This is a genomic window from Actinosynnema sp. NPDC049800 (assembly GCF_040656635.1).
Classification (GTDB): Bacteria; Actinomycetota; Actinomycetes; order Mycobacteriales; family Pseudonocardiaceae; genus Actinosynnema.
In genome coordinates this window covers 1-12,922 of record NZ_JBFAMT010000076.1, presented here as the reverse complement: position 1 = coordinate 12,922, position 12,922 = coordinate 1, and the positions used below count along the sequence as shown (strand labels likewise).

Here is a 12,922-nt window from a genome sequence, read left to right as displayed (position 1 = left end):
CCACATCGAAGATCCGGAACAGGTTCGGCGGGCTAGGATGCTGATCGACCACCTGCTCGAGCGGGCGCTCGGTCCGGAGGATTCGATCGCCCTGATCGAGCGGATCGTTGCCGGGCGCGAATGAGAGGCGGTCTTCGTGTCCACTGTGGACCCCACTGGTCTGGTGTGGCGGAAGAGCAGTTACAGCGGTGACGGCAACAACGACAACTTCGGCCTGGCAGCGGTTTCTGCGTCGGTGATGGAGGGGTGGTGGGACGCGCCTTGGTACCGCGTGCGGTGCGAGCGGTTCGAGGCGGCGTTCCTGCCCGGTGCCGGTGAGGACCTGGACGCGGTCGACAACGTCGACGTGTTCGTGCACCTGCCCGACGGCTCGCGGTGGAGCGGGACGGTGTTCACGTTGGCCCAGGTCGAGGCGTTGATGGCGAAGTGGGCGGAGAGCGGGGAGGCGTTGGGCGGTCGGTACTTCTCGGTGTCGGACGGGCTCATCGTCCGGGACGCCGGGGTGATGGACATGGCGCACGTCATCGGCGGTCTGATCGAGGACGGCGAGTTCCCGCAGATCTTCCGACGGTTGGACGACGAATGAGCACCCTCATCACCGGCATCGGTGAGTTGACCACGAACGACCCCGAGCTGGGGCGCCTCACCGACGCCGCCCTCGTCTTCACCGACCGCGTGGAGTGGGTCGGACCCTCCTCCTCCGCGCCGGCCGCCGACACGCGCGTGGACGTCGAAGGGCGAGCGGTCCTGCCCGGTTGGGTGGACAGCCACACGCACCTGGTGTTCGCGGGGGACCGGACGGCCGAGTTCGAAGCCCGCATGGCCGGTCAGGCGTACGCGGCGGGCGGGATCGCGGTCACGGTCGGCGCCACGCGGGCGGCGTCGGACGAGGAGTTGGCGGCGAACCTGAGGCGGTTGGTCGCCGAGGCCGTGGCCCAGGGCACGACCACGATCGAGACCAAGACCGGCTACGGGCTGACCGTCGAGGACGAGGTGCGGTCGGCGCGGATCGCGGCGGGCGTGGCCGACGAGGTCACCTTCCTGGGCGCGCACCTCGTCCCGCCGGGTGCGGACGCGGACGAGTACGTGGCGTTGGTGATCGGCGAGATGCTGGACGCCGTCGCGCCGCACGTGCGGTGGGCGGACGTGTTCTGCGAGCAGGGCGCGTTCGACGCCGATCAGTCACGGGCCGTGCTGGAAGCCGCCAAGGCCAAAGGGCTGGGCCTGCGCGTGCACGGCAACCAGCTGGGCGAAGGGCCGGGAGTCCGGCTGGCCGTGGAGCTGGGCGCGGCGAGCGTCGACCACTGCACGTACCTGTCCGACGCCGACGTGGACGCGTTGGCGGGCTCGTCCACCGTCGCCACCCTGCTCCCGGCGTGCGACCTGTCGACCCGCCAGGCGCTGCCACCCGCCCGGACGCTGCTGGACGCGGGCGCGACGGTGGCCCTCGCCAGCAACTGCAACCCCGGCAGCTCCTACACGACCTCGATGGCCTACTGCATCACGACGGCAGTCCTCCAGATGCGCATGACCGTCGAGGAGGCCGTCACCGCCGCCACCCTCAACGGCGCGAAAGCCCTCCGGCGCACCGACGTCGGGCACCTGTCACCGGGCGCCCGCGCCGACGTCCACGTCCTCGACGCCCCCTCCACCACCCACCTGGCGTACCGGCCGGGCGTCCCGCTCACGCACGCGGTGTGGCGAGCAGGCGTTCGACAGCGCTGAGGGCGGCCGACGTGCTGTCGGGCCCGGCGGCCAGCAGCGGCAGGCGGACGTCCGGGGTCGGGATGCGGCCCTGCGCGTGCAGCACGGCCTTGATCACGGTCGGGTTCGGCTCGGCGAACAGCGCGGCCGACAGGCGGCCCAGCCGGCCGCCCAGAGCGCGCGCCTCGGCGACGTCACCGGCGTGCCACGCGTCGATCAGTCGGACGAACTCGCTGGTGGCGACGTGCGCCGAAGCCAGGATGCCGCCGTGCGCGCCGAGCGCCAGCAGCGGCGAGATGAACGTGTCGTCACCGCCGAGCACGGCCAGGTCCGGCACGTCGGCGAACAGCTCCACCGTGTCGGCGTTGATCCCGCCCGCCGCGTACTTCAGGCCCACCACGCCGGGCACGTCCCCGAGCCGCCGCAACGCGGCCGCGGACAGGTACTGGCCCGTCCGGTACGGGATGTCGTAGACGACCAGCGGCACCGGGCTGTCGGCGGCCAGCCGGGTCAGGTGCGCGAGCGCGCCCTCCTCGCCCGGCCGGACGAACGACGGCACCGCGGTCAGCGACGCCACCACCTCCGGGTGGTCGGCCAACGCCTGGAGGGCCTGCGGGGTGTTCGCGCCGACCACCAGCGGCGCGTGGCGCTCACGGCAGACCCGGGTCACCACGCCGAGCACGGCCTGCTGCTCGACCGGCGTGAGCGACGAGGGCTCGGCCGTCGTACCCAACGCGACCAGGCCACGCGCGCCGTCGTCCAACGCCTGGTGCGCGAGGGACTCCAGGGCGTCGAGGGCCACGGCCCCCGACCGGTCGAACGGCGTGATCAGCGGTACGTGCAGGCCGGTGAGCGTCATACCGCCACGGTGCCCGCCCGGACCGTGAAGCACCAGTTCGCGTTCCTCATGGCAACCGTAAGCTGAACTGATGCTCGACGTCCGCCGCCTGCGGCTCCTGCGCGACCTGGCCCGCCTCGGCACGATCGCCGCCGTCGCCCAGGCGCACGCCTACACGCCGTCCGCCGTGTCCCAGCAGCTCGCCGCCCTGCAACGCGAGGCGGGCGTGCCGCTGCTGGAGCACACCGGTCGCAGCGTCAGCCTCACGCCGGCCGCCACCGCGCTCGTCGGGCACGCCGAGACGATCCTGGCCGCCCTGGAAGCCGCGACCGCCACGCTGGCCGCCGCCCGCACCGGCCTGTCCGGCACCGTGCGGATCGGTGCGTTCCCCAGCGCCGTGCCGACCCTGCTGCCGGCCGCGCTGGTCGCGCTGGGCCGCGACCACCCGGCGCTCGACCTCATGGTCACCGAACTGGACCCGGTCGACATGCCGGACGCGTTGCGCGACGGGCGGCTGGACGTGGCGCTGTGGCACGACTACGACATCGCGCCGGTCGAGCCCGACCCCGGCGTGGACTCGGTGCGGCTGCTGGACGAGAAGGTGTTCCTCGCCGTGCCCACCGAAGACAGGCCCACCGAAGGGCCGGAGGGGACGATCGCGAGCACGCGGGACGCGGCGTGGATCGTCGGCACCCCCGGCACGCTCTGCCACACCGTGGCGATGCGGGTCTGCCAGGCCGCCGGTTTCACCGCCAGGGTGCGCCACCACGCCGACGACTTCACCGCCGTGCTCGCACTCGTCGCCGCCGGTCAAGGCGTCGCGCTCGTGCCCGAACTCGGCGCGACGCGCCCGCCCGCCGACGTCCGGCTGGTCCCGCTGGACGTCCACCGCCGCACCCGCATCGCCTACCGCCGCGGCGCGGGCGGTCACCCCGTGGTCGCGGCGTGCGTGGCCGCGCTGGAGTCCTCGACCCGCGCCTACCTGGCTCCTCCCTCTTGAGAGTGAGGCCGAAGACCGCTCGCACGAGCGATCAGTTCCGGTCGCGCGATCCGCGGGATTCACCGCATGACCACGATCAAACGCCCAGAGTTCGTCGCCGCACCGCTGCTCGTCCTGACCCACGGCGTCTTCTGGGCGGCCTACGAGTTCGGCCTCGCGGTGCCGGGCGCGCGCTGAGGCGGGCGTGACCGGGGGCTCGTCGCGGTGACGAGCCCCCGTCACGTCACGGGTTGACGATCGTGACCTCGCGGTCGTCCGAGACCTGGCCGTTGAACGGACCCGACAGGATGGCCGAGGCGAAGGCCGTGCCCGCGCGGAACGGGAACTCCGAGGCGTGCACCGAGACGGTGACGGTCTGCGTGCCGCCGGTGCAGAACGGCTGCGCGTAGCCCGAGCCGCTCGCGACGGCGGGACCGACGCGCTGGGTGAGCCGGACGTTGACGTAGGCGTAGCCCGGCGGCGGGCAGACGATCTGCACGTCGACCTGGACCGCCGCGCCGCGCGCCAGTCTCTCCGCCTGCGTCTGGACCTGGATCGCGGGCTGCGACGGCGACTGGGCGCCCACGTCGGCGCTGGAGGGCAGGACGGACGCGAAGATCGCGCCCGCGACGACGGCCAGCACGGCCGCGGCCTTGGCCGGGCGCAGGTTGCGGATGGATGGGACCTTCATCGGTTCTCCTCTGTGGTGGGTGCGACCAGCGCGGCTGCGCGGGCAGCGGGTTCGGGTTCGGCTTCGGGGGAGGCCAGGCCGGCGAGCAGCCCGGCGGTCAGCACGATCACGGGCAGGTGCCACAGGAAGTCGAAACCGCTGTGCACCAGCAGCACGACGAGCCCGGCGGCGGCGCCCGCCCACGTCGACCCGGCGCGCCCGCGCCACACCGCGACGGCCAGCGCGGCCAGGACCAGCAGCACCAGGCCGAGCCCGATCGCGCCGAGCTCGACCAGGACCTGGAGGTACTCGTCGTGGACGTACCGCATCACCCGGGACTCGCCGCGGGGCCCGGTGAACGCGAACCACCCGTTGCCGGGTCCGACGCCCGTCCAGGGCCGTGCGGCGACGAGGTCCAGCGCCGCGCCCGTCGCGCCGGCCCGGTCCGGCGAGCTGGTCGAGATCCGGCCCGTGAGCAGCTTGCCCAGGTCGTACGCGAAGAGCGCCCCGAGCCCGGCCGCGACGAGCCCGGCCACCACGCCGACCGACCGGACCACCGGCTTCACCCGGTTCAGGCCCAGGGTGACGGCGAGGCCGACGACGAGGCCGGCGACCGCGAGCGGGAGGTTGGCCGGTTCGGCGACCGGGAACGACGGCGCCAGCGCGCCCAGGGCGATCAGCGCGCCGAGGACGGGCGGACCGGCGTGCCGCAGGGTGGTGCGGACGCCGTTGAACACGGCCAACGCCACCAACCCGGCCAGCAGCGCCAGCAGGCCGGCGCGGCTGAGCGTCGCGCCGACGCCGACGACCAGCGCGTACACCGCGCCGGCGTGCGGCAACGAGTCCGGGTGGGCGGTGTTGAGGGCCAGGGCCAGCACGGTGAGCGCGGCGAGCAGCGCGGCGGCGGCGTTGGGGTAGGTGAGGGTGGAGGCGGCGCGGGCCAGGCCGTCGGCCACCGCCGACCACGACGGCACCCGCCAGACGACGGCCACCCAGCCGGTCAGCGCGACCAGCGCGCCCACCCCGACCAGCACCGACGCGCACAGCTCCCGTTGCCTGGCGTCGGCGCCCCGGACCACGACCACCGCCGCGGCCAGGCAGCCGACGGCCGCGACCGCGGGCAGGGACCGGGTGACCTCGCCGTTCAGGGCCGCGCGCAGGACGGCCCACGCCGCGAGCCCCGCGCACGCCATCGGGACCAGCCCGAACGCCGGGCGGTCGCGCAGGGCCAGGACCAGCGCGAACGCGACGAGCGCGCCGGTGAAGAGCCGACCGGGCAGGTAGTAGCCGCCCTGGGCGACGACGGCGGCGGCGATCGCGGCGAGCACGAGCAGCACGGCGTGCGGAAGGGCGACCCCGTCCCGTGCCCGGACGTGGTCGTGCGCGACTCCCCCCATGCAGGCCTCCCCCAGCCCCCATGCCCGCCCGAGGCGGGGTAGGCGCGGATCTTAACCTCGGGATCCGTTGCGGCGGAGCGGTTTCGCCGGAACGCGGTCGTGTCGGTCGGGTGGTCCCGGCGATCGACTTGAGGCAGGCTGGCCGCATGGAGTACACCCAGCTCGGCCGTTCCGGCCTGTCCGTGTCCCGCTTGTGCCTCGGCACGATGAACTTCGGTCCGGAGACGTCCGAGCCCGACAGTCACACGATCATGGACCGGGCCCACGAGCACGGCATCAACTTCTTCGACACCGCCGACGTCTACGGGTGGCAGCGGGGCGAGGGCGTCACCGAGAAGATCATCGGCCGGTGGTTCGCGCAGGGCGGCGGGCGTCGGGAGAAGACCGTGCTCGCCACCAAGCTGTACGGCGACATGGGGGACTGGCCGAACGAGAAGCGGCTGTCCGCGCTGCACATCCGGCGGGCCGCGGACGCGTCGCTTCGGCGGTTGCAGACCGACTACATCGACCTGCTCCAGATGCACCACGTGGACCGGGCCACGCCGTGGGACGAGATCTGGGAGGCCTTCTCCGTGCTGCGGCAGCAGGGGAAGGTGATCTACTTCGGGTCGTCCAACTTCGCCGGGTGGCACATCGCGCAGGCTCAGCAGGCGGCGCGGGAACGCCACTTCCTCGGGTTGGTCAGCGAACAGTCGATCTACAACCTGGTCAACCGGTTCGTCGAGCTGGAGGTGCTGCCGGCGGCGCGCCACTACGGCGTCGGCGTGATCCCGTGGTCGCCGCTGGGCGGTGGCCTGCTCGGCGGCGTGCTGCGCAAGCAGCGCGAGGGCGGCGGCTCCCGCGGCAACACCGGCCGCAGCCAGGAAGGCCTGGAGAAGCACCGTGACGCCATCGAGGCCTACGAGAAGCTGTCCGCGGACCTCGGCGAGGACCCGGCGCACGTCGGCGTGGCGTGGCTCCTGCACCAGGAAGGCGTGACGTCGCCGATCATCGGTCCCCGCACCCTGGAGCAGCTGGACGGCTCACTGCGGTCCACCGAGATCAAGCTCGACGACGAGGTCCTGGCCAAGCTGGACGACCTCTTCCCGCCCCCGGGCCCGAACGGCGCCAAGCCGGCACCCGAGGCCTACGCCTGGTGACGCCGGCCGGTCGTCGCCCGATCGGGCGACGGGACGCCGGCACACGTCTCGGCATGGTTTGACCAGGAAAGACGGTTTGGTGAGCCGGGATCCGCCGGCTCGCCAAACCTCTCACCGCCGAGTAACATCGATGTCGGAGCTTGGCACCGCGGGTGCTCAGGCGAGTCGCAAGGCCAGGTGCACCTGGGGCAGACCGGGACCCTGGCCTTACGCATGTCCGCAGGCTGCCCGACTTACCAGGTCAGCACTCGGTCATGACGGTCACGTCGTACAGGCGCTCCGCGAGTATGTCCTGATAGGTGCTGTCTCCCATCAGCTGACTTCGTACCGCACCCGGCGATGATGTCTGCAGCCCAGAACAACGGCTCCTTGGCACCTATCTGGTGCTCCACCCTGAACTGCGTTCCCTTGGGCAGCTCGTAGCGGGCACCGCGCACCGTGGCGACATCGCGCCTGTCAAGTTCGTTCGTCCGGGACTCGATCAGCAGCTCGCCGACTCCGTAGGCGTGCAGTTCGTGCACCAGTAGCCGCAGACAAGCCGCCCGTGCCCGTTCCTGCCGCCTGATGGGAAGCGGAGCGCCGATGGCGACGAGGTGCAAGCCTTCGACGTCTGCCAGTCGCTGCGCCGCTGTTCGCTTTTGGTGCTTGTCCATCTCGTTCCAATGCAGAGCTTCGCCGTGCTGCGGTCGCCTCGCAGACCCAACAGCACTTCACGTGCTTCCAGGTGCTGGTCCGGCTCGAACACCGCTGACGCCAGCACGTAGAACCCCACGTTGTCCGCACACGCTTCGAGGTAGGACTCGTCGGTGAACGCGCGGCGGGGAGTCGGGTCGCTGATGGTCAGGCCTCTCGGAGGAATGCGTGACCTACATCATCCACCAGGCCTCCGACAACCCGTCACCTCGTCGACGTCTACGCGCACCTACCGCCTTCCGGCCGGGGCCGTCGTCAGTCCTCGAAGTCCTCGTCGTCCCGCGCCAGGTAGGTGGCCAGGCGTTCCACGGCCGTCTCGAAGTCCGGGTTCGCGTCGACGAACGCCCGGAGCTTGTCGGCCAGCCACGCGAACGTGACCTCCTCCTCACCCCGCCGGGACTCCAGTTCCTCGATGCCGCGATCGGTGAAGTACACGGTCTTCCTCCGCCAACGGGCCGAGCCGTCGACACCCGGAGGTCTCGACGGCTCGGCTCAACCCATCAGGTCCTACTCGAACGCCTTCGCGATCAGCTCGCGCTGCTCGACCTCGTGCACCTTGGACGAACCCGCCGACGGCGCGGCCATCGGACGGCGCGACACGCGCTTCACCGCGAACCGCGACGGCAGCAGCTCGGGCAGCGCCAGCCCGAAGAACGGCCACGCGCCCTGGTTCGCGGGCTCCTCCTGGACCCAGCGCACCTCGGTGGCGTTCGGGTAGCGGTCCAGGGCGGCGGTCAGCTTGCGCGCCGGCACCGGGTACAGCTGCTCGACGCGCACCACGGCGACGTCCTTGACGCCCCGCTTCTCCTGCTCGGCCAGCAGCTCGTAGTAGATCTTGCCGCTGCACAGCAGGACCTTGCGCACCGCGCTCGGGTCGACGCCGGTCGGGTCGTCGATCACCGACTGGAACTTCTCGTCCACGAACGCCTCGACCGGGCTGACCGCGGCCTTCAGGCGCAGCATCGACTTCGGCGTGAACACCACCAGCGGCCGGTTCACGCCGTCCAGCGCGTGCCGCCGCAGCAGGTGGAAGTAGTTCGCCGGCGTCGACGGCACCGCGATCGTCATCGAGCCCTCCGCGCACAGCTGGAGGAACCGCTCGATCCGGCCGGACGTGTGGTCCGGGCCCTGGCCCTCGTGACCGTGCGGCAGCAGCAGCACGACGTCGGACACCTGGCCCCACTTCGCCTCACCGGACGAGATGAACTCGTCGATGATCGGCTGCGCGCCGTTGACGAAGTCGCCGAACTGCGCCTCCCACAGCACCAGAGCGTCGGGGTTGGCCACGGAGTAGCCGTACTCGAAGCCCAGCGCCGCGAACTCCGACAGCACCGAGTCGTACACCATGAACTTGCCCTGGGTCTCGGCCAGGTTCTGCAGCGGCGTGTACTCCTCGGACCGCTTGCGGTCCACCAGCGTGGCGTGCCGCTGCACGAACGTGCCGCGCCGCGAGTCCTGCCCGGCCAGCCGGACCGTGCGGCCCTCCAGCACCAGCGACCCGAACGCCAGCAGCTCGGCGAACGCCCAGTCGATGCCGCCCTCGCGGGCCATCTTGGCGCGCCGCTCCAGCACCGGCTTGACCCGCGGGTGCGGGGTGAAGCCCTCGGGCAGGTTCACGTGCGCGTCGGCGATCTTCTCGATGATCGACCGGTCGACGCCGGTGGGCAGCTTGGTCGGGACCTGCTGCTCCTCCTCGATCGACGGCGAGGTCTTGATCGGGTGCTTCTCCAGCTCCCGGACCTCGTTGAACACGTGCTCCAGCTGCGAGGAGAAGTCCTGCAACGCCTTCTCGGCCTCTTCGACCGAGATGTCGCCGCGACCGATCAGGGACTCGGTGTAGGTCTTGCGCACCGAGCGCTTGGTGTCGATCACGTCGTACATCGCCGGCTGCGTCATCGAGGGGTCGTCGCCCTCGTTGTGGCCGCGGCGGCGGTAGCAGACCATGTCGATCACGACGTCCTTGTTGAACGCCTGCCGGTAGTCCACCGCCAGCTTGGCGACCCAGTAGCACGCCTCGGGGTCGTCGCCGTTGACGTGGAACACCGGCGCGCCGATCATCTTCGCCACGTCGGTCGAGTACTTCGACGAGCGCGAGTGCTCGGGCGCGGTGGTGAAGCCGACCTGGTTGTTCACGACCACGTGCACCGTGCCGCCGGTGCGGTAACCGCGCACCAGCGCCAGGTTCAGCGTCTCGGCGACCACGCCCTGGCCCGCGAACGCGGCGTCGCCGTGCAGCGCGACCGGCAGCACGGTGAAGCCCTCGCCGCCCTTGTCGAGCATGTCCTGCTTGGCCCGGACGATGCCCTCCAGCACCGGGTCGACGGCTTCGAGGTGCGACGGGTTCGCGGTCAGCGACACCTTCGTCTCGCCGTCGCCGAACATCCGGAAGTACTTGCCCTCGGCGCCCAGGTGGTACTTGACGTCACCGGAGCCGTGCGCCTGACCGGGGTCGAGGTTGCCCTCGAACTCGCGGAAGATCTGCGAGATCGGCTTGCCGACGATGTTCGCCAGCACGTTCAGCCGGCCGCGGTGCGGCATGCCGATGACGACCTCGTCGATCTCGTGCTCGGCGGCCTTGTCCAGCACCGCGTCGAGCAGCGGGATGACGGTCTCGCCGCCCTCGAGCGAGAACCGCTTCTGGCCGACGTACTTGGTCTGCAGGAAGGTCTCGAACGCCTCGGCGGCGTTGAGCTTCGAGAGGATGTACTTCTGCACGGTGGCCGGCGGCTTCTCGTGCGGCACCTCGACCCGCTCCTGGATCCAGAGGCGCTCCTCCGGGTCGAGGATGTGCATGTACTCGACGCCGACCGTGCGGCAGTACGAGTTGCGCAGCACGCCGAGGATGTCGCGCAGCCTCATCCGCTCCTGGCCCGCGAACCCGCCGACCGGGAACTCCCGGTCCAGGTCCCAGAGGGTCAGGCCGTGCGACAGGACGTCGAGGTCCTGGTGGCTGCGCTGGCGGTAGTTCAGCGGGTCCGTGTCGGCCATCAGGTGGCCGCGGGTGCGGAACGCGTCGATCAGCTCGATCACCCGGGCGGTCTTGTCGACCGCGCCCTCGGGAATGTCGGCGACCCAGCGGATCGGCTCGTACGGCAGCCGCAGCGACGTGAAGACGTCGTCGTAGAAGCCGTCCTCGCCCAGCAGGAGCTGGTGGATGCGGCGCAGGAACTCGCCCGACTCCGCGCCCTGGATGACGCGGTGGTCGTAGGTGGAGGTCAGCGTGATGACCTTGCTGACGCCCATGTCGGTCAGGGCCTGCTCGCTGGTGCCCTGGAAGTGCGCCGGGTACTCCATCGCGCCGACGCCGATGATCGTGCCCTGGCCCGCCTGCAGGCGCGGCACCGAGTGGTTGGTGCCGATGGTGCCGGGGTTGGTCAGCGAGATGGTGGTGCCGGAGAAGTCCTCGGTGGTCAGCGAGCCCGTCCGCGCCTTGCGGATCAGGTCCTCGTAGGCCTGCCAGAACTGCGTGAACGTCATGTTCTCGCAGCCCTTGATCGAGGCCACGACCAGCGTGCGGGCGCCGTCCTTGCCGGGCAGGTCGATCGCCAGGCCGAAGTTCACGTGCTCCGGCGTGATCACGAACGGCTTGCCGTCGACCTCGCCGAAGTGCCGGTTCATGTTCGGGTACGCCTTGAGCGCCCGCACCACCGCGTACCCGATGAGGTGGGTGAAGGAGACCTTCCCACCGCGGGTGCGCTTGAGGTGGTTGTTGATCACGATGCGGTTGTCGGCCAGCAGCTTGGCGGGCACGGCGCGCACGCTCGTCGCGGTCGGAACGGTGAGCGAGAGCTCCATGTTCTTCGCGATGGCGGCGGCGGCGCCGCGCAGCTGCTTCTGCTCCTCGCCCTTCGCCTGTTGCACCGGCGCGGCCTTGGCGGCCTGGGCGGGCGCGGGCTTGGCCGCGGGCTTCTGGGCCGGCTGGGCCGTCGTGGTCGGCTGGCTCTTCGGCGGCTGCTGCGGCTGCTTCGGAGTCGTCGGCGCGGCGGACGGCGCGGCCTGGGCCGGAGCGGTCCTGGTGGCGGTCGTGGTGCCGCTCTCCGCGGCCGTCGCCGCCCCGTTGCCCGACCGCTGCGTCGACTTGTAGTCGGCGAAGAAGTCGTGCCAGGCCGGGTCCACGGACGACGGATCGGCGAGGAACTGCTCGTACATCTCCTCGACCAGCCACTCATTGGGGCCGAACTGAGAAGCAGGACTGCTGCTGGACACGGCTGGCGCTCGCCTCTATCCATCTCGCTCTTGGTAATGACTCACTCATGGTCAGGCTAGTCCCCCGTCTGGTGCAGTTCACACACAGGAGGGGCAGCGCACCGAGTGTTCTCTCACAGAATCGGTCAGGTCATCGGTTCGTGTTATGGGTGCTTGAGCATCACTTGAGGTTAAGCCCGTCACACGTCCGGCGGTGCTTCGACTGGGAGTAGTTGTGCGCACGGCCGCGGTCGGTGCGGTGTGAGGTGTTCAGCCGGCTGAAGCGTGGCAGCCGGTCCGGCTCTGACCTGCGTCTTCAACCTTTTGGTTGACTTGGTTGGGTGGAGGTCGTATGGTTTGTTCAACCGAGAGGTTGAGTAAGGAGATGGCGGTGGACGACCAGTTGTCGCGGGTCTTCTCGGCCCTGGCCGACCCGATCCGGCGCGACATGGTGGCGCGGCTGGCCGTGGGCGACGCGACCGTGAACGAGTTGGCCGAGCCGTACTCCGTGACCGTGCAGGCCGTGTCGAAGCACCTCAAGGTCCTTGAGGACGCCGGGCTCGTCAGTCGCAGCAAGCAGGCGCAACGACGGCCCGTCCACCTCGAGGCGGAGGTGTTCGACCTGATGACGAAGTGGATCGAGCGCTACCGGCAGGAGGCCGAGCAGCGCTACCGGCGGCTGGACGCCGTGCTCGCCGAGATGGCGAGCGAGGACACCCGACAGACCCGAGTCGAAGGAGAAGCATCATGACCACGACCACGCACCCCGAGACCAGCATCAGCGCCGACCCGGCCGCGCCGGTCATCCACATCACCCGCGAGTTCAACGCCCCGGTGGACGCGGTGTTCCGCGCGCACATCGACCCCGACCTCGTGGTGAAGTGGCAGGGCCCGCGCTACCTGGAGATGCGCGTGGAGCGGTGGGACGCGTCGACCGGCGGCGCCTACCGCTTCGTGCACAGCCACGGTGACGAGGAGTACCGGTTCTACGGTTCGTTCCACGAGGTCAGGCCCGGTGAGCGGATCGTGCAGACGTTCACGTTCGAGGGCTTTCCGGACGGCGTCTCGCTGGACACCCTGACGTTCGAGGACCTGGGCGACGGCCGGACCCGGCTGCACGGCGCCAGCGTGTTCGCGACGACGGAAGCCCGCGACATGATGCTGGCCAGCGGCATGGAGACCGGGGTGGTCGAGGGGTACGAGCGGCTGGACGAGATGCTCGCCGAGTCTTAATGACCCGTGTCAAGTGGCTGTGGGCGCTGGTGTGGCGGAACTTGTCGTTGTGAACGGCCGGTTGTCGCGCAACAGTGCCCACAG

Annotated in this window: 11 protein-coding genes and 1 pseudogene; 7 read left to right on the top strand and 5 right to left on the bottom strand. The window is 70.8% G+C overall.

The genetic code is table 11. The features are described 5' to 3' along the window. Position 1: 1 nt before the first annotated feature. The 3 genes and pseudogenes from AB0I91_RS41185 to hutI form a co-directional block, all read left to right on the top strand. Positions 2-124 (top strand): annotated as a pseudogene (locus tag AB0I91_RS41185) (XRE family transcriptional regulator); the annotation flags it as partial. Between the two features lie 12 nt (positions 125-136). Continuing rightward, positions 137-586, top strand: a complete 450-nt coding sequence (locus tag AB0I91_RS41180) for a hypothetical protein (RefSeq protein ID WP_499641741.1) — start codon at positions 137-139, stop codon at positions 584-586. Then, positions 583-1,725, top strand: a complete 1,143-nt coding sequence (gene hutI, locus AB0I91_RS41175; protein WP_499616528.1) for an imidazolonepropionase — start codon at positions 583-585, stop codon at positions 1,723-1,725. The genes AB0I91_RS41180 and hutI overlap by 4 nt, the downstream gene beginning before the upstream one ends. On the opposite strand, the gene AB0I91_RS41170 is transcribed toward hutI, so the two are convergent. Continuing rightward, positions 1,685-2,563, bottom strand: a complete 879-nt coding sequence (locus AB0I91_RS41170; protein ID WP_499616525.1) for a dihydrodipicolinate synthase family protein — start codon at positions 2,561-2,563, stop codon at positions 1,685-1,687. The two genes, hutI and AB0I91_RS41170, sit on opposite strands and share 41 nt — an antisense overlap. A gap of 70 nt (positions 2,564-2,633) precedes the next feature. On the opposite strand from AB0I91_RS41170, the gene AB0I91_RS41165 reads away from it, so the two are divergent. Beyond that, entirely contained in the window at positions 2,634-3,542 is a 909-nt protein-coding gene (locus AB0I91_RS41165; RefSeq protein WP_499641739.1) for a LysR family transcriptional regulator, read from the top strand. 223 nt (positions 3,543-3,765) lie between these two features. On the opposite strand, the gene AB0I91_RS41160 is transcribed toward AB0I91_RS41165, so the two are convergent. Together AB0I91_RS41160 and AB0I91_RS41155 are read right to left on the bottom strand one after the other, a co-directional pair. Beyond that, complete coding sequence (locus AB0I91_RS41160; RefSeq protein WP_498785686.1) at positions 3,766-4,212, bottom strand: hypothetical protein; 447 nt, start codon at positions 4,210-4,212, stop codon at positions 3,766-3,768. Beyond that, positions 4,209-5,588, bottom strand: a complete 1,380-nt coding sequence (locus AB0I91_RS41155) for an O-antigen ligase family protein (RefSeq protein WP_499616519.1) — start codon at positions 5,586-5,588, stop codon at positions 4,209-4,211. Before AB0I91_RS41155 ends, AB0I91_RS41160 begins: the two co-directional genes overlap by 4 nt. Before the next feature lie 146 nt (positions 5,589-5,734). Between AB0I91_RS41155 and AB0I91_RS41150 the strand changes: the two genes are divergently transcribed. Further along, the gene (locus AB0I91_RS41150; RefSeq protein ID WP_498785682.1) at positions 5,735-6,727 is read left to right on the top strand and encodes an aldo/keto reductase; all 993 of its coding nucleotides are present in this window, start codon (positions 5,735-5,737) and stop codon (positions 6,725-6,727) included. A 948-nt stretch (positions 6,728-7,675) separates the two neighbouring features. Here AB0I91_RS41150 and AB0I91_RS41145 read toward each other — a convergent pair. Beyond that, on the bottom strand, positions 7,676-7,855 hold the full coding sequence (locus tag AB0I91_RS41145) for a DUF6104 family protein (protein ID WP_360788852.1): 180 nt from the start codon (positions 7,853-7,855) through the stop codon (positions 7,676-7,678). Positions 7,856-7,927: 72 nt separating this feature from the next. Continuing rightward, positions 7,928-11,626, bottom strand: a complete 3,699-nt coding sequence (locus tag AB0I91_RS41140; protein WP_498785676.1) for a multifunctional oxoglutarate decarboxylase/oxoglutarate dehydrogenase thiamine pyrophosphate-binding subunit/dihydrolipoyllysine-residue succinyltransferase subunit — start codon at positions 11,624-11,626, stop codon at positions 7,928-7,930. 370 nt (positions 11,627-11,996) lie between these two features. Here AB0I91_RS41140 and AB0I91_RS41135 point away from each other — a divergent pair, with 370 nt between their 5' ends. Both AB0I91_RS41135 and AB0I91_RS41130 read left to right on the top strand, forming a co-directional pair. Further along, positions 11,997-12,356, top strand: coding sequence for an ArsR/SmtB family transcription factor (locus tag AB0I91_RS41135; RefSeq protein ID WP_498785674.1), 360 nt, complete (start codon positions 11,997-11,999; stop codon positions 12,354-12,356). After that, the gene (locus AB0I91_RS41130) at positions 12,353-12,838 is read left to right on the top strand and encodes an SRPBCC family protein (protein ID WP_499641737.1); all 486 of its coding nucleotides are present in this window, start codon (positions 12,353-12,355) and stop codon (positions 12,836-12,838) included. Before AB0I91_RS41135 ends, AB0I91_RS41130 begins: the two co-directional genes overlap by 4 nt. Positions 12,839-12,922: the final 84 nt, after the last annotated feature.